The organism is Burkholderia sp. RF2-non_BP3 (assembly GCF_001522185.1).
Classification (GTDB): domain Bacteria; phylum Pseudomonadota; class Gammaproteobacteria; order Burkholderiales; family Burkholderiaceae; genus Burkholderia; species Burkholderia diffusa.
Window position 1 is genome coordinate 251,189 of record NZ_LOSU01000028.1, and the last position, 23,103, is coordinate 274,291.

23 protein-coding genes are annotated in these 23,103 nt (G+C 66.9%); 17 read left to right on the plus strand and 6 right to left on the minus strand.

Features of this window, described 5'->3' with window-relative positions:
- Nucleotides 1-26: 26 nt before the first annotated feature.
- The 4 genes from WS45_RS11620 to WS45_RS11635 form a co-directional block, all read right to left on the minus strand.
- Nucleotides 27-1,478, minus strand: a complete 1,452-nt coding sequence (locus WS45_RS11620) for a bifunctional 2-methylcitrate dehydratase/aconitate hydratase (RefSeq protein ID WP_059699912.1) — start codon at nucleotides 1,476-1,478, stop codon at nucleotides 27-29.
- A gap of 32 nt (nucleotides 1,479-1,510) precedes the next feature.
- On the minus strand, nucleotides 1,511-2,020 hold the full coding sequence (locus WS45_RS11625; RefSeq protein WP_059524708.1) for a hypothetical protein: 510 nt from the start codon (nucleotides 2,018-2,020) through the stop codon (nucleotides 1,511-1,513).
- A 223-nt stretch (nucleotides 2,021-2,243) separates the two neighbouring features.
- On the minus strand, nucleotides 2,244-3,248 hold the full coding sequence (locus WS45_RS11630) for an HpcH/HpaI aldolase/citrate lyase family protein (protein ID WP_059699914.1): 1,005 nt from the start codon (nucleotides 3,246-3,248) through the stop codon (nucleotides 2,244-2,246).
- A gap of 184 nt (nucleotides 3,249-3,432) precedes the next feature.
- The gene (locus tag WS45_RS11635; RefSeq protein WP_044843799.1) at nucleotides 3,433-4,419 is read right to left on the minus strand and encodes a malate dehydrogenase; all 987 of its coding nucleotides are present in this window, start codon (nucleotides 4,417-4,419) and stop codon (nucleotides 3,433-3,435) included.
- 288 nt (nucleotides 4,420-4,707) lie between these two features.
- Between WS45_RS11635 and WS45_RS11640 the strand changes: the two genes are divergently transcribed.
- The 7 genes from WS45_RS11640 to gltA all read left to right on the plus strand — a co-directional run bounded on the left by WS45_RS11640 (nucleotide 4,708) and on the right by gltA (nucleotide 10,630).
- The gene (locus WS45_RS11640) at nucleotides 4,708-5,532 is read left to right on the plus strand and encodes a GntR family transcriptional regulator (RefSeq protein WP_082721900.1); all 825 of its coding nucleotides are present in this window, start codon (nucleotides 4,708-4,710) and stop codon (nucleotides 5,530-5,532) included.
- Nucleotides 5,533-5,702: 170 nt separating this feature from the next.
- Complete coding sequence (gene sdhC / locus WS45_RS11645; protein ID WP_059601793.1) at nucleotides 5,703-6,119, plus strand: succinate dehydrogenase, cytochrome b556 subunit; 417 nt, start codon at nucleotides 5,703-5,705, stop codon at nucleotides 6,117-6,119.
- Between the two features lie 4 nt (nucleotides 6,120-6,123).
- Entirely contained in the window at nucleotides 6,124-6,492 is a 369-nt protein-coding gene (gene sdhD, locus WS45_RS11650) for a succinate dehydrogenase, hydrophobic membrane anchor protein (RefSeq protein ID WP_006399546.1), read from the plus strand.
- 3 nt (nucleotides 6,493-6,495) lie between these two features.
- The gene (gene sdhA, locus WS45_RS11655) at nucleotides 6,496-8,271 is read left to right on the plus strand and encodes a succinate dehydrogenase flavoprotein subunit (RefSeq protein WP_059524714.1); all 1,776 of its coding nucleotides are present in this window, start codon (nucleotides 6,496-6,498) and stop codon (nucleotides 8,269-8,271) included.
- Between the two features lie 21 nt (nucleotides 8,272-8,292).
- Nucleotides 8,293-8,994: a succinate dehydrogenase iron-sulfur subunit gene (locus tag WS45_RS11660; RefSeq protein ID WP_011658352.1), complete on the plus strand. Its 702-nt coding sequence runs from the start codon at nucleotides 8,293-8,295 to the stop codon at nucleotides 8,992-8,994.
- An 8-nt stretch (nucleotides 8,995-9,002) separates the two neighbouring features.
- Nucleotides 9,003-9,275: an FAD assembly factor SdhE gene (locus WS45_RS11665; protein WP_059450790.1), complete on the plus strand. Its 273-nt coding sequence runs from the start codon at nucleotides 9,003-9,005 to the stop codon at nucleotides 9,273-9,275.
- A 53-nt stretch (nucleotides 9,276-9,328) separates the two neighbouring features.
- Nucleotides 9,329-10,630, plus strand: coding sequence for a citrate synthase (gene gltA / locus WS45_RS11670; RefSeq protein WP_011881720.1), 1,302 nt, complete (start codon nucleotides 9,329-9,331; stop codon nucleotides 10,628-10,630).
- A 90-nt stretch (nucleotides 10,631-10,720) separates the two neighbouring features.
- Here the strand turns inward: gltA and WS45_RS11675 are convergent, their stop codons facing one another.
- Nucleotides 10,721-11,689: a helix-turn-helix domain-containing protein gene (locus WS45_RS11675; protein ID WP_059700568.1), complete on the minus strand. Its 969-nt coding sequence runs from the start codon at nucleotides 11,687-11,689 to the stop codon at nucleotides 10,721-10,723.
- Nucleotides 11,690-11,760: 71 nt separating this feature from the next.
- On the opposite strand from WS45_RS11675, the gene WS45_RS11680 reads away from it, so the two are divergent.
- From WS45_RS11680 to iaaH, 6 genes are all read left to right on the plus strand, one after another.
- The gene (locus WS45_RS11680) at nucleotides 11,761-12,150 is read left to right on the plus strand and encodes a VOC family protein (protein WP_059699916.1); all 390 of its coding nucleotides are present in this window, start codon (nucleotides 11,761-11,763) and stop codon (nucleotides 12,148-12,150) included.
- 112 nt (nucleotides 12,151-12,262) lie between these two features.
- Nucleotides 12,263-13,516 carry a DUF1479 domain-containing protein gene (locus WS45_RS11685; RefSeq protein ID WP_059699918.1) on the plus strand — a complete coding sequence of 418 codons (1,254 nt, stop codon included), beginning with the start codon at nucleotides 12,263-12,265 and terminating at the stop codon, nucleotides 13,514-13,516.
- Between the two features lie 232 nt (nucleotides 13,517-13,748).
- A complete protein-coding gene (locus WS45_RS11690) occupies nucleotides 13,749-14,507 on the plus strand; it encodes a dimethylarginine dimethylaminohydrolase family protein (protein ID WP_059525643.1) in 759 nt (252 codons plus the stop codon).
- Between the two features lie 101 nt (nucleotides 14,508-14,608).
- The gene (locus tag WS45_RS11695) at nucleotides 14,609-15,073 is read left to right on the plus strand and encodes an Lrp/AsnC family transcriptional regulator (RefSeq protein ID WP_059524722.1); all 465 of its coding nucleotides are present in this window, start codon (nucleotides 14,609-14,611) and stop codon (nucleotides 15,071-15,073) included.
- A gap of 139 nt (nucleotides 15,074-15,212) precedes the next feature.
- Complete coding sequence (locus WS45_RS11700) at nucleotides 15,213-16,745, plus strand: amino acid permease (protein WP_059699920.1); 1,533 nt, start codon at nucleotides 15,213-15,215, stop codon at nucleotides 16,743-16,745.
- Nucleotides 16,746-16,852: 107 nt separating this feature from the next.
- Entirely contained in the window at nucleotides 16,853-18,274 is a 1,422-nt protein-coding gene (gene iaaH, locus WS45_RS11705; protein WP_059699922.1) for an indoleacetamide hydrolase, read from the plus strand.
- A 32-nt stretch (nucleotides 18,275-18,306) separates the two neighbouring features.
- Here iaaH and WS45_RS11710 read toward each other — a convergent pair whose 3' ends face one another.
- A complete protein-coding gene (locus WS45_RS11710; RefSeq protein WP_059524728.1) occupies nucleotides 18,307-19,212 on the minus strand; it encodes a LysR family transcriptional regulator in 906 nt (301 codons plus the stop codon).
- Between the two features lie 138 nt (nucleotides 19,213-19,350).
- Here WS45_RS11710 and WS45_RS11715 point away from each other — a divergent pair, with 138 nt between their 5' ends.
- From WS45_RS11715 to WS45_RS11730, 4 genes are all read left to right on the plus strand, one after another.
- Nucleotides 19,351-20,733 carry an MFS transporter gene (locus WS45_RS11715; RefSeq protein ID WP_059699924.1) on the plus strand — a complete coding sequence of 461 codons (1,383 nt, stop codon included), beginning with the start codon at nucleotides 19,351-19,353 and terminating at the stop codon, nucleotides 20,731-20,733.
- An 8-nt stretch (nucleotides 20,734-20,741) separates the two neighbouring features.
- Entirely contained in the window at nucleotides 20,742-21,140 is a 399-nt protein-coding gene (locus WS45_RS11720) for a hypothetical protein (RefSeq protein WP_059699925.1), read from the plus strand.
- Between the two features lie 156 nt (nucleotides 21,141-21,296).
- Entirely contained in the window at nucleotides 21,297-22,643 is a 1,347-nt protein-coding gene (locus WS45_RS11725) for an aromatic ring-hydroxylating dioxygenase subunit alpha (RefSeq protein ID WP_059699927.1), read from the plus strand.
- Nucleotides 22,621-23,103 carry an aromatic-ring-hydroxylating dioxygenase subunit beta gene (locus WS45_RS11730; RefSeq protein ID WP_059524736.1) on the plus strand — a complete coding sequence of 161 codons (483 nt, stop codon included), beginning with the start codon at nucleotides 22,621-22,623 and terminating at the stop codon, nucleotides 23,101-23,103. The genes WS45_RS11725 and WS45_RS11730 overlap by 23 nt, the downstream gene beginning before the upstream one ends.

Below are 23,103 nucleotides of genomic sequence, written 5' to 3' on the forward strand. Positions count from 1 at the left end.
AGGCTAGGAAACAAAGAGTCCTGGTGCTAAATCACATACAAGTCGACGTACTCATCGACCGGCATCGCTTCGAGCTTTGCCTGGTCCAGCGACACGTCGAGAATCGCTTGTTGCTGCTTTGCCGGGAAACGGCGGGCGAGGTTGGTCCTGAACTTCTCGACCAGGAGCGGGATGCCGTCCGCACGGCGTCGCTGATGGCCGATCGGGTATTCGACCGCCACTTCGGCAAGCTTAGACCCGTCCGCGAATTCGATCGTCAGCGCATTCGCGATCGATCGTTTGGCCGGGTCATGGTAATCCTTCGTGAACTGCGGATCCTCGACGCACACGGTTTTCGCGCGCAGCGCGTCGATGCGCGGATCGGCGGCGACCGCGTCTTCGTAATCGGCCGCGGTCAGCCGGCCGAACAGCAGCGGCACGGCAACCATGTACTGGATGCAGTGGTCGCGGTCGGCCGGATTGGCGAGCGGCCCCTGCTTGTCGATGATGCGGATCGCGGCCGCGTGCGTGCGGATCGTGATCCGGCTGATCTCGTCGGTGGTGCGGCCCGCCGCGGCGAGCTGCGCGTGCAGTTGCAGCGCGGCCTCGGCGGCCGTCTGCGCGTGGAATTCGGCGGGGAACGCGATCTTGAACAGCACGTTCTCCATCACGTACGTGCCGTACGGGCGCTGGAAGCGGAACGGCTGCCCGCCGAACAGCACGTCGTAGAAGCCCCAGGTTTTCGCGGTGAGCGCCGACGGGTAGCCCATTTCACCCGTTTTCGCGATCAGCGCGAGGCGCACCGCGCGCGACGTCGCGTCGCCGGCCGCCCACGACTTGCGCGAACCGGTGTTCGGCGCGTGGCGGTACGTGCGCAGCGCCTGGCCGTCGACGAATGCGTTGGATACCGCGTTGATCAGCTCGTCGCGCGTGAGGCCGAGCAGGCGGCCGACGACGGCCGTCGACGCGACCTTGACGAGCAGCACGTGGTCGAGCCCGACCGCGTTGAACGAATTCTCGAGCGCGAGGCAGCCCTGGATCTCGTGGGCCTGGATCATCGCGACGAGCACGTCGCGCATGGAAAGCGGCTTCCTGCCGGCCGCGACGGCCGTGCGGGACAGCCAGTCGGCCGTCGCCAGGATTCCGCCGAGATTGTCGGACGGATGACCCCATTCGGCGGCGAGCCAGGTGTCGTTGAAGTCCAGCCAGCGGATCATCGCGCCGATGTCGAAAGCGGCCTGGACGGGATCGAGCTGGAAGGACGTGCCGGGCACCTTCGCGCCGTTCGGCACGATCGTGCCGGGCACGACGGGGCCGAGCAGCTTGGTGCAGGCCGGGTAGGACAGCGCCTCGAGTCCGCATCCGAGCGTGTCGATCAGGCAATGACGCGCCGTCTCCAGCGCGAGCGCGCTGTCGATTCCGGTGTTCAGCACGTAGTCGACGATATCGACGAGTACCGTATCCGGAGCGGGGCGGACGTTGGAGACCGAGGCGGACATCGAGGGGCCTGGGAGCGTGAAGACGCGGGCGCTTAGTTCGTTGCCGGCTTCAGTTCGTTCGATTGCGTCGGAGCCGGCGTGCCTTGCGCCATTTCCGGCGTCACGCATTCGTCGGCGAGACGCTCGCCGCCATTGGCGTCGCTGAACAGCATCGCCTTGCTCGGGATCACGACCAGCTTGAAGCCCGCGGCCGGATCGTAGAACGTGTCGGCGCCCGTCGTCGTGGCCTGACGCGGCAGCTTGTAGTTCTTCTTCGCCCAATGAACCGTGACGACCTGGTCACGCTTCATGTCGCCGGCGAGGTCGAACGACAGGCCGTCCTTGCACGCCCACTTGGCTGCGCCGTCCGGTACCGGATCGACCTTGGCCGCGGCACGCGCCTGCGCCTTCTTGCTGCGCGGAACGATGCGCTTGGCCGGCGCCGGGCGCTTGGCCGTCTTCTTCGCGGTCGTCGCCGTATCCTGGGCGAACGCGCTCGGAGCCGACACCAGCATCGTGGCGGACAACGCGCCGATGGCGGTAGCGATCAGGAGTTTCTTCATGGAGTCAGAACCTTTCGATAATCAGTTGACAAGGGCCGGCGGCAGACACCGTCAGCCGGTTTGAAACTGCACGCGCCCCGGAAGCGCGCAGCGGCCGCTATTTTCACCTATTTGGCCGCGCATATTTCAGGTTTTCGGGCTCCGTTACGTTTTTTGTCGTTTCGCAAACCTGTCGCGGGTTCACGCTCCGGTGATTCGATGAAATGCGTGTGTCGGCGCGCGCTCACCGCGCATCTCCGGCGGCCGGGCCGAACAGCGGCGCGGCCTCGGCCGGCACCGGCTGGCCGGTCGCCCGTGCGCGGCGCAGCACCGACCAGTAATAGCGGTAGCTCGCGCGGTCGTGCAGTGTATCGCCGTGGCGCGTCGGGCCCCAGTCGGCGGCCTGCGCGGCCAGCAGGATCTCGGCGGCCAGCGCGACTTCATCGGTGCGCGGCGCGAATGCGTCGACGATCGGGCGGATCTGCGCGGGATGGATGCTCCACATCCGCGTGAACGCGAACTCGTCGCGCGCGCGACGCGCGTCGCCGGCGACGACGGCCATGTCGCGCACCTCCGTCGTCACGTTGTGCGACGGCGTCTTGCCGTGCGCGTGGCAGGCCGCGGCGATTTCCAGCTTCGCGCGGCGCACGAGCGGGTGGTCGAACTGGCCGGGCGAGCGCATCGCCGCATCGGGAATCGCTCCGTGATGCGCGGACACGAAGTCCATCAGCCCGAAGCTGAGCGTGCCGACCAGCGGCAGCGCGGCGAGGGCGGCCGCCTGGGCGAGCGCGCCGTGCGTCTCGACCAGCACGTCGACCGGGATCGGCTGCGCGAGGCCGAGCTCGCGGCGCGTGCCTTCGATGAACGCGACCATCTCGGCCGCGTCCGCGGCGCTCGCGATCTTCGGCAGCGTGACATAGGCCGGCGCGCGCGCGGCGCGCAGCACGATGCGCACGTCGTCGCGCCAGTGGGGATGGGAAAAGTCGTGGATGCGGACGCCGACACGCCCGAAGCGGTTTTCGGCGCTGCCGAGAAAATCGGCGACGAGCTGCGCGTGCGCGGCTTCCTGGCCGACGGCCGCGCCGTCCTCGCAGTCGAGCGTGATGTCGAACACGGGGCCGAGTTCGGCCTGGAGCGCGAGCGACTTGCGCATCAGCTTCTCGCTGCCCGCGTAGTGATCGCAGCAGGGCAGGATCGCGGGCGGGGACGCCCCGTCGTACAGCACTTGTGCAGGAGTGAGCGCGGACATCTCTTCTACGTCAAGGAGGCGGGCAACGTGGAGAAAATCGGATTCGGGCGCGTTCTGGGCCGGCGCGCGGGGCGCCTGGAGCGGCAAAACGTGCCCGGATCGGATCGGGCGGCGGGGCCGGCTGCCGGCCCGCCGCCCGTGCCGTGACCGGACCGCCCGGAGGCGGCCCGGCCGTGCAGTCTGCTTAGTTCTTCAGCAGGTGAGCGACGCCGTCGCGCTCTTCGAGCAGTTCGGCCAGCGTGCCGTCCATCTTCTCGCGCGAGAATGCGTCGATTTCGAGGCCTTCGACGCGCTTGTACTCGCCGTTTTCGCACGTGACGGGCACGCCGTAGATGATGTCTTCGGGGATGCCGTACGAGCCGTCCGACGGGATGCCCATCGTGACCCACTTGCCGTTCGTGCCGAGGACCCAGTCACGCACGTGGTCGATCGCCGCGTTCGCCGCCGACGCTGCCGACGACAGGCCGCGCGCTTCGATGATCGCCGCGCCGCGCTTGCCGACGGTCGGGATGAACGTGTCGCGGTTCCACACGTCGTCGTTGATCAGCTTCAGCAGCGACTCGCCTTCGACGGTCGCGAAGCGGAAGTCGGGGTACATCGTCGGCGAGTGGTTGCCCCACACGGCGAGCTTCTCGATCGATGCGACCGGCTTGCCCGACTTCGCCGCGAGCTGCGACAGCGCGCGGTTGTGGTCGAGGCGCAGCATTGCCGTGAAGTTCTTCTTCGGCAGATCCGGCGCCGACTTCATCGCGATGTACGCGTTGGTGTTCGCCGGGTTGCCGACGACCAGCACCTTCACGTCGCGGCTCGCGACTTCGTTCAGCGCGGCGCCCTGGACCGTGAAGATCTCGGCGTTCGCCGACAGCAGGTCCTTGCGCTCCATGCCCTTCGAGCGCGGACGCGCACCGACCAGCAGCGCGACGTCCGCATCCTTGAATGCAACCTTCGGATCGTCGGTGATCACGACGCCCGCGAGCAGCGGGAACGCGCAATCGTCGAGTTCCATCACGACGCCTTTGACGGCGGCTTGGGCTTGCGGGAGGTCGAGCAGTTGCAGGATGACCGGCTGGTCCTTGCCGAGCAGGTCGCCGTTCGCGATGCGGAACAGCAGGGAGTAAGCGATTTGACCTGCGGCGCCGGTGACGGCAACGCGCTTTGCGGGCTTAGCCATTGAAAATCTCCAGGACGGGTGAAGCGGTGGACGCTAGGCAAAACGCCATTCTATGCGCGTTACGCGTAGCGTTGCATTGAAGCAGGGCGGAGGACTCGCGAAAGGCAGACGCGGTGAACCTGGAGACGGCCGTGGCACGTAGCCGGGGACGCGTTTTGCACCCGCGAACCCTTGCTCGCCCCGGAGTGTAGGAGCCGGCGGGCCCAAAGTCAAACGGTATCATATGTCTTATATAAGACAGATGTTTTGCGGAATTTGAGTGGACGGAAAAGCGCGGTTTGTGATGAAATGCGCGCCATGACATCGAACCAGGCGAACAACGCGAATCCGACCGGCGCAGGCGGCCCAGGGCAGCCGGGCGCGGCCGATTCCGTGCCGGCGCCTGCCGCTTCGCCGTCGCCGACCTTCAGTCCGTTATACCAGCAGATCAAGTCATTGATCACGCAAAGCCTGGAATCCGGCGAGTGGAAGCCGGGCGAAATCATTCCGAGCGAAGTGGAGCTCGCGGCCCGTTATAAGGTCAGCCAGGGCACCGTTCGCAAGGCGATCGACGAACTGGCCGCCGAAAACCTGGTGGTCCGGCGGCAGGGCAAGGGCACTTTTGTTGCGACGCACAACGAAGATCGCGCGCAGTTCCGCTTTCTGCGTCTGCTGGCCGACGACGGTGCCGAGCATCCGCACGTGAGCCGCCTGCTCGAATGCCGGCGCCTGCGCGCGCCGGCCGAGATCGCGCGGCAGCTCGACCTGAAGCCGGCCGACCCGGTCGTGCAGGTGCGCCGCCTGCTGGAGTTCGAGAACGAAGTGACGGTGCTGGACGAGATCTGGCTGCCGGGCGCGATGTTCCGCGGGCTCACGTTCGAGCGGCTGAGCGAGTACAAGGGGCCGCTCTACGCGATGTTCGAGACGGAATTCGGCACGCGGATGATCCGCGCGACGGAGAAGATCCGCGCGGTGGCGGCGGAGCCGGCGGTGGCCGACCTGCTGCACGTGCCGGCGGGTTTTCCTTTGCTGTCGGTGGAGCGTGTGTCCTATACATACGGAGACCGGCCGGTGGAAGTGCGACGCGGCTGGTATGTCACAACCGGGTATTACTATCAGAATGACTTGAGCTGACGACGTATCGGCACAAGCAGCGTGCGCGCGCGCTTCCCATGTTCGCGTAGCACGTTTCGGGCCGCCTTTATTCCCGTTCGCGTAATGATCCAGAGCAGACTTTCGCTGCAGCGCGATATAAAAAGGCGCTAAAATCGCGGATTAGTGTGACAACATAGTAGGGGTCTAGCATGACTGACGCAGTAAGAAAGCCGAGGCCGGAATACCGGAACATCGGATTCGGCGATATCACGATGAAATATCGCATGCCCTTGGCGGCGATATTGTCGATCCTCCATCGAGTCAGCGGCGCGCTGCTGTTCCTGTTCCTGCCGTTCCTGCTGTTCCTCTTCGATCAGAGCCTCACCTCCGAGCTCAGCTTCGAAGTCTTCAAGGCTTTCCTCTCCAACATCGTCGTCAAGCTGATCGTCCTCGCGTTGTCCTGGGCGTTCCTCCACCATTTCTGCGCCGGCATTCGCCACCTGCTGATGGACGTCAATCACGACGCCGTCTCGAAGGAAGGCGGCAAGCGGACGGCCGTCGTCGTCTTTGTCGTCTCGATCGCCCTGACGATCGCCATGGCACTCAAACTGTTCGGAGCATTCTAAGAAAATGGCAGCCAATAACCGAATCGGCTCGAAGCGCCTCGTCGTCGGCGCTCACTACGGCCTGCGCGACTGGCTCGCGCAGCGCGTCACCGCCACGATCATGGCGGTCTACACGGTCATTCTGCTCGTCCTGTTCTTCGGCGCGCATGACTTCTCGTACGAAGGCTGGGCATCGATCTTCTCCGCGCAATGGATGAAGCTCGCGACCTTCGTGACGCTGCTTTCCCTCTTCTACCACGCATGGGTCGGCGTGCGCGACATCTGGATGGACTACGTGAAGCCCGTCGGTGTGCGCCTGCTGCTGCAATCGCTGACCATCGTCTGGCTGCTCGCATGTGCGGGCTACGCCGCGCAGATTCTCTGGAGAGTGTAAAGAATGGCTGCAATCAAAACTTCCCTGCCGCGCCGCAAGTTCGACGTGGTGATCGTCGGCGCGGGCGGCTCGGGCTTGCGCGCAGCGCTGCAACTGTCGCGCGCGGGCCTGTCGGTCGGCGTGCTGTCGAAGGTGTTCCCGACCCGTTCGCACACGGTGGCCGCACAGGGCGGCATCGGCGCGTCGCTCGGCAACATGAGCGAAGACAACTGGCACTTCCACTTCTACGACACGATCAAGGGTTCCGACTGGCTCGGCGACCAGGACGCGATCGAGTTCATGTGCCGCGAAGCACCGAACGTCGTGTACGAACTGGAACACTTCGGCATGCCGTTCGACCGTAACGCGGACGGCACGATCTACCAGCGTCCGTTCGGCGGCCACACCGCGAACTACGGCGAGAAGCCGGTCCAGCGCGCTTGCGCGGCCGCCGACCGTACCGGTCACGCGCTGCTGCACACGCTGTACCAGCAGAACGTCGAAGCGAAGACGCAATTCTTCGTCGAATGGATGGCGCTCGACCTGATCCGCGACGCGGACGGCGACGTGCTCGGCGTGACGGCCCTCGAGATGGAGACGGGCGACGTCTACATCATGGAAGGCAAGACGACGCTGTTCGCGACGGGCGGCGCAGGCCGGATCTTCGCGGCGTCGACCAACGCGTTCATCAACACCGGCGACGGCCTCGGCATGGCTGCGCGCTCGGGCATCGCGCTGCAGGACATGGAGTTCTGGCAGTTCCACCCGACCGGCGTGGCCGGCGCGGGCGTGCTGATCACCGAAGGCGTGCGCGGCGAAGGCGGCATCCTGCGCAACGCGAACGGCGAGCGCTTCATGGAACGCTACGCACCGACGCTGAAGGATCTGGCGCCGCGTGACTTCGTGTCGCGTTCGATGGACCAGGAAATCAAGGAAGGCCGCGGCGTCGGTCCGAACAAGGACCACGTGCTGCTCGATCTGTCGCACATCGGCGCCGAGACGATCATGAAGCGTCTGCCGTCGATCCGCGAAATCGCGCTGAAGTTCGCGAACGTCGATGCGATCAAGGAACCGATCCCGGTCGTCCCGACGATTCACTACCAGATGGGCGGCATCCCGACCAACATCCATGGTCAGGTCGTCGGCACGTCGCGCGGCCACAAGGATCCAGTCAACGGCTTCTACGCAGTGGGCGAGTGCTCGTGCGTGTCCGTGCACGGCGCGAACCGCCTCGGCACGAACTCGCTGCTGGACCTCGTGGTGTTCGGCCGTGCGGCCGGCAACCACATCGTCGAGCACGTGAAGAACCAGAAGGAACACAAGCCGCTGCCGGCCGATGCAGGCGAATTCTCGCTGGCGCGTCTGAACAAGCTCGACAAGTCGACCTCGGGCGAGTACACGCAGGACGTCGCCAACGACATCCGCGCGACGATGCAGAAGCACGCAGGCGTGTTCCGCACGTCGGCGCTGCTGAAGGAAGGCGTCGACCAGATGGCCGGCCTGAAGGCACGCGTGGAAAACATCCACCTGAAGGACAAGTCGAAGGTGTTCAACACCGCGCGCGTCGAAGCGCTCGAGCTGGAGAACCTGATCGAAGTCGCCCGCGCGACGATGGTGTCGGCGGAAGCGCGCAAGGAAAGCCGCGGCGCGCACGCACACAGCGATTACGAACATCGCGACGACGACAACTGGCTGCGCCACACGCTGTGGTACAGCGAAGGCGATCGCCTCGACTACAAGCCGGTTCAAATGAAGCCGCTGACGGTCGACTCCGTGCCGCCGAAGCCGCGCACGTTCTAAGCCGAGTCAAAGGAATCCGAAATGGCAAAACGCATTTTTGAAGTCTACCGCTACGATCCGGACAAGGACGCGGCGCCGCGCATGCAGACGTACGAGCTCGAGATCCAGCATGAGCGCATGCTGCTCGACGCACTGGTCAAGCTGAAGGCCGTGGACGAGACGCTGTCGTTCCGTCGCTCGTGCCGTGAAGGCGTGTGCGGTTCCGACGCGATGAACATCAACGGCAAGAACGGTCTGGCGTGCCTGACGAACCTGAACGACCTGCCGCAGAAGATCGTGCTGCGCCCGCTGCCGGGCCTGCCCGTCGTGCGCGACCTGATCGTCGACATGACGCACTTCTTCAACCAGTATCACTCGATCAAGCCGTACCTGATCAACGACGCGCCGCCGCCGGAGAAGGAACGTCTCCAGTCGCCGGAAGAACGCGACGAGCTCGACGGTGTGTACGAGTGCATTCTGTGCGCGAGCTGCTCGACGTCGTGCCCGAGCTTCTGGTGGAACCCGGACAAGTTCGTCGGCCCGGCCGGCCTGCTGCAGGCTTACCGCTTCATCGCCGATAGCCGCGACACCGCCACCGGCGAGCGTCTCGACAACCTGGAAGACCCGTACCGTCTGTTCCGTTGCCACACGATCATGAACTGCGTCGACGTTTGCCCGAAGGGCCTTAACCCGACGAAGGCGATCGGCAAGATCAAGGAACTGATGGTTCGTCGCGCGGTTTGAAGTTAGTGATGAGCGACGATTCGCATCAATCCGACCCGCACCGTCGCGCGCGCCTCCGCTGGCGCGCGCGGCGGGGTCTGCTGGAAAACGACATCGTATTCGAGCGTTTCTTCAGCAGATACGAGCATGACCTCACCGATGCAGACGTAGGCGCGTTGTCGCGCCTGCTCGATCTGAGCGACAACGACCTGATGGACTTGCTCCTCGCGCGCAAGGAACCAGAGGGCGACCTAGACAGCCCGGACGTTCACCGGCTGTTGGAGATGCTGCGCAACGTGTAACGCGTTACGCCCGTTATCGAATCCCGTTTCTTTATTTCGATTGAGGATGTGCCATGACTCCGTCTGATGTTAAAGCCACGCTATCGTTCAGCGACAATTCGCCGAGCGTCGAAATGCCGATCTACAAGGGTACGATGGGCCCGGACGTGATCGACATCCGCAAGCTGTACGGCCAGACCGGCAAGTTCACTTACGACCCGGGCTTCATGTCGACGGCTTCGTGTAATTCGGCGATTACGTACATCGACGGCGACAAGGGCGAACTCCTGTACCGCGGTTATCCGATCGACAACCTCGCGCAGAACGCCGACTTCCTCGAGTCCTGCTACCTGCTGCTGAAGGGCGAACTGCCGAACGCGGCGCAGAAGAAGGAATTCGTCGACACCGTCACGAAGCACACGATGGTGCACGAGCAGATGCACTTCTTCTTCCGTGGCTTCCGCCGCGACGCGCACCCGATGGCGATCCTGGTCGCCGCAGTCGGCGCGCTGTCCGCGTTCTACCACGACTCGCTCGACATCAACGACCCGCGTCACCGCGAAGTGTCGGCGATCCGCATGATCGCGAAGCTGCCGACGCTCGTCGCGATGGCATACAAGTACAGCATCGGTCAGCCGTTCGTGTATCCGAAGAACTCGCTGTCGTACAGCGCGAACTTCATGCACATGATGTTCTCGAACCCGTGCGAAGAGTACAAGGTCAACGACGTGCTCGTCCGCGCACTCGACCGTATCCTGATCCTGCACGCCGACCACGAGCAGAACGCTTCGACGTCGACGGTCCGTCTGGCCGGCTCGTCGGGCGCGAACCCGTTCGCGTGTATCGCAGCCGGTATCGCATGTCTGTGGGGCCCGGCGCACGGCGGTGCGAACGAAGCCGCGCTGAACATGCTCGAGCAGATCGGTTCGCCGGACAACATCCCCGAATTCATCAAGCAGGTGAAGGACAAGAATTCGGGCGTGAAGCTGATGGGCTTCGGTCACCGCGTGTACAAGAACTACGACCCGCGTGCGAAGCTGATGCGCGAAACGTGCTACGAAGTGCTGAACGAACTCGGCCTGCACGACGACCCGCTGTTCAAGCTCGCGATGCAGCTCGAGAAGATCGCGCTGGAAGACGAATACTTCGTGTCGCGCAAGCTGTACCCGAACGTCGACTTCTACTCGGGTATCGTTCAGCGCGCGCTGGGCATCCCGACGTCGATGTTCACGTGTATCTTCGCGATGGCACGCACGGTCGGCTGGATCGCACAGTGGAACGAAATGATCGCGGATCCGGAACAGAAGATCGGCCGTCCGCGTCAGCTGTTCATCGGCGACACGCCGCGCGAAGCGAAGCCGCTCAACGCACGTTGAGTCGTGCGCGGCGCGAACGGCCGCAAGGCCGCTCGCGTCCGGCAATCGCAACGCCCCGACACCCCGGTGGGTCATCCCGCCGGGGTGTTTTCATTTGCGCGGCCGAACGGTATGGCGTTCTAGCGACGGCGGCCGCGTGTCGAGCGGTGGCGGCGCGCCGGCGTCGGGAGCGTGACCATGCCGCGCGAAGAACTGCCGGTATGCGCCGGGCGTCATCCCGCGCGCGGCGAGGAACTGGCGGTTGAAGTTCGCGGCATTCGGAATGCCGCAGCGCGCGGCGACCGTCGCGATCGGCCAGTCGGTGCCGACCAGGTGGCGGCACGCATGCGCGAGCCGCAGCCGCTGCACGTAGCGGCCGACACTTTCGCCGAGGTGCCGCACGAACAGCCGCTGCAGCGTGCGTTCGGACATGTGCGCGACGGCGGCGAGCGCGTCGATGCGCAGCGGCTCGTGGAAGCGCCGGTCGATCGCGTCGAGCACGCGGTCGAGGCGTTCGGCTTCGGGCGCGGCCGAGTCGGCCGATGACGCGGCGGCGTCGGGCCGGCCGTAGGCCTGGGCGGTGGCGAGCGGTTCGCCGCCGGCTTCAGCGAGATCGGCGAGCGTGTCGAGTGCGGCCGCGAGGCGGACGCGCGGCGATGAGTCGAGCAACTGCGGCAAGCGTGCGCGCATCGCGCGGGCCGTCTCGGCGTCGAACGCGAGACCGGGCGCCGCGCGACGCAGCAGCGAGCGCAGCGGCGCGTATTCGGGGCAGCAGTCGGCCATGCGCCGTGCCCAGTCGCCGTCGAACCAGACGACGAGCGCGACTTCCGGCGCATCACGATCGATGCGCGCATTCGACGACCACGTGTGCGGCAGGTTGGGCGGGACGAGCACCAGGTCGTCGTCCCCGTAACGGGCGACATGATCGCCGACGAAGCGCCGGCCTCGGCTGTTCAGCGTCAGCGTCAGTTCGTACTCGGGATGTCGATGCCATTCGAACGGAATGTGCGCGAGTTGACGGTGATACACGCGAATCGAACAGCCGGGGGCGAACGTCACATGCTCGTATTGCGGCTTCATCGCGACCTCCGGTCGAGCGGGGCAGCGCGCCGTGGCATGATCGTGATCGATCGTCACGACGGAGCGATGCCATGTTTTCACATGTTTGCGTGGGCGTCAGCGATACCGCGCGCGCGTACGACTTCTACGCGCCGCTGTTCGCGGAACTCGGGCTGCGTCTGAAGTTCAGCGAGCCGGACGGCTGGTCGGGCTGGATGCCGGCCGATGCCGACCGGCCGCTGTTCTTCTTCGGCCGGCCCCTCGACGGCCGCGCGCCCGAACCGGGCAACGGCCATACGATCGCGTTCGACGTGCCGACGCGCGCGCGGGTCGACCGCTGTCATGCGCTCGCGCTGCAGCACGGCGGCACCTGCGACGGCCCGCCGGGGCTGCGGCCGCACTATCACGCCGACTACTACGGTGCGTATTTCCGCGACCCGGACGGCAACAAGCTGTGCGTGGTCTGCCATCGTCCCGAGTAGCGGATGGTTGTCGGGATTGTATCGATAGTTGACCGGATAGTGTCGATGACGGCACCGCGCCGGCCGTACGCTGAATGCTCGACACGACACACGATTCAGCGAGGAGACGACGATGCACCTGACGATTGACGATCTGCCGGCCGCGATCCGCACGGCGAAACGGGCGCTGCGCGCCGATCTGCCCGGTTACGCGGCCACGTTCCGCGAGCTGGAGGGCGATATCGCGCGGCAGGTCGACGCGATCCGCCGCGCGCACGCGCAAGGCCGCGACCTGATTCCGGTGCTGAAATTCGCGGACATCGCGAACGACACCGTCGATCCGCGGGCGATCGCCGCGATCCGTGCGCATGGCGCGGCGGTGATCCGCGGTGTGTTCGACGCGCAGCAGGCGCGCGACTGGAACGACGAGATCGGCGCCTATCTGGACGCGAACCGCTTCGCCGAGCGGCTGCATGCGCGCGCCGAGGACCGTTACTTCGGCAACCTCGCGTCGGGCAAGCCGCAGATTTACGGTGTCTACTGGTCGAAGCCGCAGGTGGCGGCGCGCCAGTCGCCGGCCCTCACGCGGGCACGCGTGTTCCTGAACCGGCTTTGGCGTCATGCGGACGGCGCGCGCACGCATTTCGATCCCGACCAGGTGCCGGCCTACGCGGACCGGATCCGCCGCCGGCCACCGGGCTCGACGTCGCTCGGGCTGTCGCCGCACGTCGACGGCGGCTCGGTCGAACGCTGGCTCGGCGCGAATTTCCGGCAGGTCTACCGCCACGTGCTGGCCGGCCACTGGCGCGATTACGATCCGTTCGACGCCGCGTTCCGCCCGGACGTCGAGGAGATTCCGTCGCCGGCCGTGTGCTCGATGTTCCGCACGTTCCAGGGCTGGACCGCGCTGACGCCGCAAGGGCCCGGCGACGGCACGCTGCAGCTGATCCCGGTTGCGAACGCGATGGCGTACGTCGTGCTGCGTGCGCTGCAGGACGACGTCGCCGACGACGACCTGTGCGGCGCGCGTCCGGGGCGCGCGCTGTCGATCCTGCCCGAATGGCATGCGCTGCTGCTCGACGCGCTGGTGCCGATCCCGCACATGGAGCCGGGCGATGCGGTGTTCTGGCATGGCGACGTCGTGCATGCGGTCGAGGATGCGCATCGCGGCAGCGGCGACAGCAACGTGATGTACATCGCGGCGGCGCCCGGTTGCGCGAAGAACGATGCGTACCTCCAGCGCCAGCGGCTCGCGTTCCTGCGCGGCGACAGCCCGCCCGATTTCCCGGCCGATCATTTCGAGGTCGATTTCGACGGACGCGGCGGCGAGGGTGATCTGACGGCGCTGGGGCGTGCGCAAATGGGGTTCGCGCCTGTCGCCGCATGACGGATGCAGCGCACGGACGCATCGGTCGCTCCGGCACCCGCGTACGGTGCGTTTGCTGCGCGCACGCCAGCCGTCTGCCGAATCCGCTGCGTCCCGCACGCAATTCGACGCGATCGGCTGCGGACGCGCCCGAATTCGACGCGAATTGCGCAATTTGGCTTCCGATAATGGTCCGGACACAACGCAGCTGCCCGGTGCACCGCACGGGGGCAGCGTGACCATGGAGGAGTCGATGCAATTCACGCAAGCGATCGTTCGCCGTCCCGCGCCGTCCTGCGGCGCGGGTCTCACCACCGCCGCGCTCGGCGCGCCCGACTACGACAAGACGCTCACGCAGTTCCACGCATACTGCGACGCGCTGCGCGGCCTCGGTGTCGAACTGACCGAACTGCCGCCGCTGGACGCGTTTCCCGATTCGCACTTCGTCGAGGACGTCGCCGTCGTCACGCCTGAATTCGCGGTGATCACGCGCCCCGGCGCACCCGCGCGGCGCGGCGAGACGGCGCATATCGAAGCGGCGCTCGGTGCGCATCGCGACCTGCTGCCGATGCAGGCGGGCCGCCTCGACGGCGGCGACGTGATGCTCGTCGGCAAGCGCTTCTACATCGGCCTGACGAGCCGCACCGATGCCGAGGGCATCGCCGCGTTCGAGTCGCTGGTGTCGCGCTACGGCTATTCGGTCGTCGCGGTGCCGGTCGGCGCCGGCCTGCATCTGAAATCGGTGGTCAACGCGCTCGGCGACGACACGCTGCTCGTGACCGAGGCGCTGGCCGCGCATCCGGCGTTCGCCGACTATCGCCGGATCGCCATCTCGGCCGCCGATGAATATGCAGGCAACACGCTGCGCGTGAACGGCACGCTGATCACACCGGCCGGCTACCCGCGCGTGCACGACGCGATCGGCTCGCTCGGGCTGCCGCTGCACGTGATCGACACGAGCGAGTTCCGCAAGATGGACGGCGGCCTGACCTGCCTGTCGCTGCGCTTCTAGCCGATTGGCGCGCGGCCGCTTCGGCCGGATAATGTGGCCCCCGCGCGGAACTGGAGCAGACGCTCCACGCGCCAGCCACCACCCGACCGGAGCGAACGCGGATGACCGACAAGAAGATGCAGCTCGACAAGATCGACCTCCGGATCCTCGACATCCTGCGCACCGACGGACGGATTTCGTACCGGAAGCTGTCGGAGCTCGTGAACCTCACGCCGCGCCCATGTCAGGCACGCGTGGAGCGGCTCGAGGCGCTCGGCGTGATCGAAGGCTATCGCGCGGTGATCAAGGCGCCGCGCGCGACCAAGCCGATCGTCGTGATCGCGCAGATCGTGCTGGCCGACCACGGGCGTTCGCAGGCGCCGTTCGAGGACGAGATGCGGAACAACCCGGCGGTGCTCGACTGCTGGCTCGTCAGCGGCACGTTCGATTTTCTCGTGCGGCTCGCGTGCGAGGATCTCGACGAATACCGGCGGATCGCGAACATGTGGCTGGAAAGTCAGCGGTTCCGGATCGAGAAGATCGTGACGACGGCCGAGCTGCAGGCGATCAAGCGCAGCGTCGTCTGACGCGGCCGTGCGCGTCCGGGCCGCCGGCATCGGACGCGCGGCCCGGCGATCAGGACCGTTCTTCGACGCGAATAACCGGGTCGATCGGTTGGTATTCCGAATCAATTGGAGCGGCCCGAATCCAATCAGGGTGAACACTATGGATGCTTTGCAAGCGGCAGTGGAGACGGCCGCGCCGTCCGGAACGGCGCTGAAGCGCCGGCTGCAGAGCCGCCACATCGCGATGATCGCGATCGGCGGCTCGATCGGCACGGGGCTGTTCGTCGCGTCGGGCGCATCGGTCGCGCAGGCGGGGCCGGGCGGCGCGATCGCCGCGTATGTCGCGATCGGGCTGATGGTCTACTTCGTCGTCACCGGGCTCGGCGAGATGGCCGCGCTGATGCCGGTGTCGGGCTCGTTCGCGATCTACGGCGAGAAGTACGTCGACGAAGGCTTCGGCGTCGCGCTCGGCTGGACCTACTGGTACAGCTGGGCGGTGACGATCGCGATCGAACTCGTCGCCGGGCAGATCGTGATGCGCTACTGGTTTCCAGCCGTGCCGGGCGTGTGGTGGGGCGCGGGCTTCCTGGTGCTGATCTTCCTGCTGAACACGCTGTCGGTGCGCGGCTTTGGGGAATCCGAATACTGGTTCTCGCTGATCAAGGTCGTCACCGTGATCGCGTTCATCGCGGCGGGGTTGCTGATCGCGGCAGGCCTGCTCGGCAACGGGCATCCGGTCGGCTGGCGCAACTTCAGGACCGGCGATGCGCCGTTCGTCGGCGGCGTGCACGCGATGATGAGCGTCGCGCTGATCGCGGGCTTCTCGTTTCTCGGCACCGAGCTGGTCGGGATCACGGCCGGCGAATCGGAAAACCCGCGCAAGACGATCCCGCGCGCGGTGAAGCAGATCTTCTGGCGGATCATGCTGTTCTACGTGCTCGCGATCTTCGTGATCGGCCTGCTGGTGCCGTACACCGACCCGAACCTGCTCAAGAGCGACGTGACCGACATCGGCGTGAGCCCGTTCACGCTCGTGTTCAGCCATGCGGGCTTTCCGCTCGCCGCGGGCGCGATGAACCTCGTGATCCTGACGGCCGTGCTGTCGGCCGGCAACTCCGGCACGTATGCGGCGACGCGGATGTTGTACAACCTCGCGGCGGAGGGCCGTGCGCCCGCGATGTTCGCGACGCTGTCGCCGGGCGGCGTGCCGCGCAACGCGCTTTACGCGACGATGGCAGTGGGCGGGCTGTGCTTCCTCACGTCGCTGACCAACAACCAGCGCATCTATCTGTGGTTGCTCAATACGGTCGGCATCACCGGTTTCATCGCGTGGCTCGGCATCGCGGTCTGCCACTACCGGTTCCGCAAGGGCTTTCTGAAGCAGGGCTACCGGCTCGATCAGCTGCCGTATCGCGCGAAGTGGTTCCCGTTCGGGCCGTTGTTCGCGATCGCGGTCTGCATCGCGATCTCGCTCGGGCAGGATTACCAGGCGTTCTTCGCCGCTCGCATCGACTGGATGGAAGTGCTGTCGATCTATGTGTGGATTCCGCTGTTCGTCGCGATCTGGTGGGCGTATCGCCGCGCGCGCAAGAGCCGGCTCGTGCGGTACGAGGAGATGGAGATCGGGCCGTGGCTGACGCGCCCGGTCGGCGACGCAGGGGAAACGCGCGAGCGGTCGTCGCGCGGCGTGTAGCGTGCATGCGGCCGCGGGCCGGGATACCATCGCCTTCGCGTAGCGTGCCGGACAGGGCCTCCGGCACGTCGCGCGTTTCCCGATCGATTCCGCGTCCAGCACACAACATGACAATACAGCCGAACCGCGTTTCTTCCTCTTCATTCGTTTCCGCCGCCAGCGTGCGCGAGCTTGCCGATGCCGTGCGCACGGCCGAACGCCGCGCTGTCGATCTGGCCGACGACGCGCTTGCGCGCCTCGCGTCGATCGCGCCGCTCAATGCGATGGTGCACGTCGATGGCGAACTCGCGCGTCGCACGGCCGAGCACGTCGATGCGCGCGTCGCCCAGGGCGACGCGTTACCGCTTGCCGGCGTGCCGTTCGTGATCAAGGACAACCTCGATACCGCCGGAATGCCGACGCTCGGCGCGAGCCCGGCGGTGAGCGGCTATCGGGCGGCCTCGGACGCGCTGACCGTGCGGCGCCTGCTTGACGCCGGCGCGGTGCCGCTCGGCAAGGCGAACATGCACGAGCTTGCGTTCGGCATCACGAGCGGCAACCGGCACTTCGGCGCGGTCGGCAATCCGCAGGATCCGCGACGTATCGCCGGCGGGTCGAGCGGCGGCACGGCGGCGGCCGTCGCGGCCGGTATCCCGTTCGGTCTCGGTACCGACACAGGCGGCTCGGTGCGGATTCCGGCCGCATTCTGCGGTGTCTACGGATTGCGGCCGTCCGCGCAGCGTTATTCGGCGCACGGCGTGCTGTCGCTGTCGCCCACGCGCGACACGGTGGGGCCGATCGGACATGGCATCGACGATCTGCTGCTGCTCGACGCGGTGCTGACGCGCGACGACAGCATCGCGACCGCGCCCGAATGGCCGCGGTTGCGCATCGGCGTGCCGGGCGCACCGTACTTCGACGCGCTCGATCCGGGCGTCGCGACCTGCATCGAGCGTGCGCTCGCGTCGTTCGCGGCGGCCGGCGCGACGCTCGTGCCGTTGCCGGCGATGCCGCTGCACGAGGCCAGCGAAGCATGCGGCTTTCCGCTCGTGGGATACGAGGCGAACCAATACTGGCGCCGCTTCGCGGCGGAACGGCTCGGCATCCCGTTCGACACGTTCGTCGAGCGGATCGCGAGCGACGACGTGCGCGCGATCTTCCGGTCGTTCGTGTCTACGCCGGTCGATGCGCAGGCGTATGCGGACGCGATCGCGTGCCGTCGGCGTCTCGTGCGCTGGTACGACGACGCGTTCGGTACGCCGGTCGACTGCATCGCGATGCCCACGGTGCCGGGCGAGCCGCCGCCGCTCGACGACACGGCCGCGATGACCGCCGCGCAGGATGCCGCGCTGTTCGCACGCGTCGCGCGCCAGACTTCGCCGGCGACGCTCGCCGGCGTGCCGTCCGTCTCGATCCCGGCCGGACGCTCCCCGCAAACGGCGCTGCCGGTCGGGCTGATGCTGGAAGGGCCATGGGGCGGCGATCGCCGTCTGCTCGCGATCGCCCGGCGGATCGACGCGCTGCTGCGGGACGTTGCGGCGCGCGCGTGAGTCGCCGCGCGCCTGTCACGTTCACGCCGGGTTCAGGCGAGATATGCCTTCATGAAGTCGACCCATGCACGTACTTTCTGCGGCACGTGCGGGGTCGACGGGTACAGCGCATAGACGGCCTGCGGCGGAAACCGGTAGCCGGGGAGCGCATCGACCAGCGCGCCGCTCGCGAGATCGTCGCGCACGAGCCATTCGGGCAGCAGCGCGACACCGCTGCCTTGCCGCGCGAGCACGCGCAGGACCGACGCGTTGTCGACCACGACGCGCGGCTTGGCACCGGGCCGGAACGCGTGCGGGTTGCCGTCGCGATCGGCGAGCGGCCACGTGGCGATGCGCTCGAGCCGCGTATGGCCGAGCTGCGGCAGCCGGGCGAGCGTGTCCGGCGAATCGATGTGCGACAGGCCGGCCGCGGCGAGCAGTGACGGCGCGATCACGGGCCGCACTTCGTACGTCGCGAGGCACGCGCCGCGGTACGGCAGATCCTGGAACTGTTCGAGGCGGCCGAGCCGGATCGCCACGTCGACGCGCTCGCGCACCAGATCGACCTGCGACGCGTGCGTTTCGAGCCGCACGCGCAGCGCGGGATGCCGCTGCATGAACGTGTGCAGCGCGGGGGCGACGACCATCGTCCCGTACTCGACGGTCGACGTCACGCGCAGCACGCCGTGCATCCCGCCATGCTCGCTGCGCGCGTCCTCGATCGCGCTTTCGGCTTCCTCCAGCACGCGCAGGCAGCGCGCATGGAAGCGCTCGCCCGCGTCGGTCAGCTCGACGCGCCGCGTGGTGCGCGTGAGCAGGGTGACGCCGAGCTCGGCTTCCAGCTGCTTGATGTTGAAGCTCACCGCGGCCCGGGCCTGGTTCAGCTGGGCGGCGGCGGCCGTAAACGACCCTGCTTCCACGACGGCGCGGAAGACGGCGAAACGATCGAGACTCACCATGGCGTGTCGGATCCGAGACGGAAAACCGACATGGTGCCCTGATTGTCAAAATTTTTCGACCAGTCCTGCCGTCCGGCCGGGCTTATCGACGTGCGCGGCGAACCTTACACTGCGGCGTTTCGTTCGTCTTCCGCCGCCATGACCGATCGCTCGAAAATCGCCGCCGTCTACCTGCTCGGGTTCGCGATCGACCTCGCCAACATGTTCGTCATCAACGCCGCCTATCCGACGATCCAGCGCGAGCTGCACGCGTCGGTCGCGCAGCTGGCGTGGATCGGCAACGCGTACGTGCTCGGGCTGACGGTCGTGATCCCGCTCGGTACGTGGCTCGCGCGCCGCTTCGGCGAGCGCCGGCTGCTGATCGCGTCGCTGCTGCTGTTCGCGCTCGGCAGCCTCGGCGTCGGCCTGTCGGCGTCGATCGGCGCACTGCTGGCATGGCGGCTGATCCAGGGGCTCGGCGGCGGATTGCTGATCCCGGTCGGGCAGACGATGGCCTATCGCGCGTATCCGCCCGATGCGCGGGCGCATTTGACGTCGATCGTGATGATGGTCGCGCTGCTCGTGCCGGCGCTGTCGCCGGCGCTGGGCGGCGTGGTTGTGGATCGCGCGTCGTGGCGGGCGATCTTCTTCGGAATGCTGCCGCTCGCCGCGGTCACGAGCGTGCTCGCGTTCGCGTGGCTGCCGGCCGACGAACCGGACGGCAGCCCGCCGGCGCTCGACGTGCGCGGCCTCGGGCTGAGCGCCGCGGCGCTCGTTGCGCTGCTGCTCGGCCTGACGTTCGCGGGACAGCCGGGCGCGGGCCGCGACGCGTTCGTTCCGCTCGCGATCGCGCTCGTCGCCGGTGGTGCGTATGTCGCGCACGCGCGCAGAGCTGCCGCGCCGCTGCTCGACCTGCGCCTGGTTGCGCAGCCGCTGCTGCGGATCGGGCTGATCGTCTACCTGTGCGTGCCGGGCGTGTTTACCGGCGTGAACCTCGTCGCCGCGCTGTATCTGCAGAACGCGCTCGGGCTCAGCGCGACGCATACGGGCGCGCTGATGGTGCCGTGGGCGATCGCGTCGTTCGCCGCGATCGCGACGACGCGCCGCTGTTTCCCGAAGTGGGGGCCGAAGCCGCTGTTCATGTGCGGGATCGCGATCGACGCGTTCGGGATCGTGTTACTCGCGACCCCGCTTGCCGGTTTCGAGGCCGGGCGCGTGCTCGCGTTCGTCGCGATGGGGCTCGGCGCCAGCATGTGCACGAGCACGTCGCAAAGCGCGGCGTTTCTCGATGTCCCCGCCACGCGAATGGGCGACGCGAGCGCGCTGTGGAACATCAACCGGCAACTGAGCTTCTGTCTCGGCGTCGCGGTCCTGGGCAGCGCGTTGAATTTCCTGCTGTCGATGCACGGGGACGACGGGCGGCTGCCGTACCAGCAATGTTTCGGCCTGGCGGCGCTGGCGACGCTGCTGCCGCTGCCGTTCGTCGCGCGCCTCGTCGCGCACCGTGCGCCCGCCGGGCGGGCGGCTTCTCAACGTTCGTGAGTTTCGAGATGAATTCGTCAAACCCGTTTTTCCAGGAAGTGGTCGACGCACACGTCGACATCGAGCAATGGTTGTCCGGCAGCGCGGCGCGCGACGGGCTCGCGCCGCTGCTCGCGCGCTTTTCGCGGGACTTCTCGATGATCTCGCTGCACGGGCATGCGCTCGACTACGCGGATATCGACATCCTGTTCTCGCGCGGCTTCGGCGCGCGGCCCGGCCTGCGGATCGCGATCGACGAACTGCACGAAGTGAGCACGTGGCAGGGCGGCTCGACGATCGCCTATCGCGAGACGCAGACCGACGCGGCAGGGCGGCGAACGGTGCGCCGTTCGACCGTCGTGTTCGAGCGCGACGCCGATGGCCGCATCGGCTGGCTGCGGCTGCACGAGACGCCGGTGACGGGCTGACCGTTACCCGCAACGCCTGACGCCGCCGAGCGGCGGCAGGCACATGCTCCTCCGAGCGGCATACCAACCAGAAACCTGAGAGATGACAATAAAAGCAATCGACATCGCGCGTCGCGAGGACGCGCGGCCGCATCGCGTCCGCAGTCGGGGGCGCGCATGACGGCGCCGTCGTTCACCGATGCGGTGGCTTCGCTCGTGCGCGATACCGAGGTGCACAAGGACCTCTATCTGTCGCCGCGCATCTTCGAGCTGGAGATGCGCCATCTGTTCTGGAACACGTGGGTCTATGTCGGCCATGTCAGCCAGATTCCGGCCACGGGCGACTACGTGACGACGACGATCGGCGCCGAGCCGGTCGTGATGGTGCGCCACGTCGACGGTTCGGTGCGGGTGCTGCACAACCGTTGTTCGCACAAGGGCACGCAGCTGGTGACGGATGCCGCCGGCAACACGGGCACATTCTTCCGCTGCCCGTACCACGCCTGGTCGTACCGGACCGACGGCAGCCTCTACGCGATTCCGCTGCGGCGCGGCTACGAAAACACGGGCTTCGAGACGTGCGAGGCGAGCAAGGGCATGCAGGCGGTCGGCGCGACCCATGAGCATCGCGGTTTCGTGTTCTGCCGCCTGAGTCAGTCCGGTGTCGATTTCCATGCGTACTTCGGCGATGCGCTGTCGTCGCTCGACAACCTCGTCGATCGTTCGCCCGAAGGGCGCGTGGAAGTCGCGGGCGGCGTGTTCCGCTACGTGCACGGCTGCAACTGGAAGATGCTGGTCGAGAATCAGACCGACACCTGCCATCCGATGGTCGCGCACGAGTCGTCGGCCGGCACGGCCGTGCGCGTATGGGAGCGCGACGGCACGCAGCAGGCGAAGCCGATGGCGGTCGAGCTGCTGGAGCCGTTCATCCAGCCGCACGCGTTCTTCGAGCAGATGGGGTTGCGCGTGTGGCCCAACGGACATGGTCACACCGGCACCGCCGATTCGATTCACGCGCGCTACACGCCGATTCCCGGCTATCACGAGAAGATGACCGCGGCCTACGGCGAAGCGCGCGCCGCGCGGATTCTCGGCGAGGTGCGTCACAACACGGTGCTGTTTCCGAATGCGATGGTGAAAGGGCCGATCCAGATCCTGCGCGTGTTCAAGCCGCTGGCGGTCGACCGCACGCTGGTGGAGTCGTGGTCGTTTCGTCTCGTCGGCGCGCCCGATTCGCTGTTCGAGCGCACGCTCGCCTACAACCGCCTCATCAACGCGCCGACGTCGATCGTCGCGCACGACGATCTCGAAATGTACGAACGCGCGCAGCGCGGCCTCGCCACGCAGGCGCGCGACTGGGTGCATGTCGGGCGGCTGTTCGAGCCCGAGGAGTTCGCGCAGTCGACGTCGGAGACGAACGGCACCAGCGAACAGCAGATCCGCAACCAGTTCCGCGCATGGCTCCAGTACATCGCGCCGGTATCGACGCAGGAGGCCGCCGATGCGCGTATTTCCGCACGATGAGCTCGTCGCGTTCGTCTATCGCGAGGCGCGCCTGCTCGACGAGCGGCGCTACGAGGAATGGCTCGCGCTCTATGCGGACGACGCGCGCTACTGGATGCCGCTGTCGCCGGACCAGCCCGACACCGGGCTGCACGGCGCGCTGATGGACGAGGACCGGCTCCTGCTGCGCATCCGCATCGAGCGGCTGGCCGGGCGCCGGACGTTCTCGCAGCAGCCGGCGAGTCGCGGTCATCATCTGCTCCAGCAGCCGCACGTCGATCGGGCCGACCACGAACGCGGCGCCTATGTGCTGCGCACGCCGTTTCATTACGTCGAAACGCGACGCGACGAGCAGACGCTGTTCGCCGGCTGGTACACGCATGAACTCGCGGTATGCGACGACACGTTGCGCATCCGCGTGAAGCGTGTCGATCTCGTCAACGCCGACGCGCCGCTCGGCAGCATCCATCTGCCTGTCTGA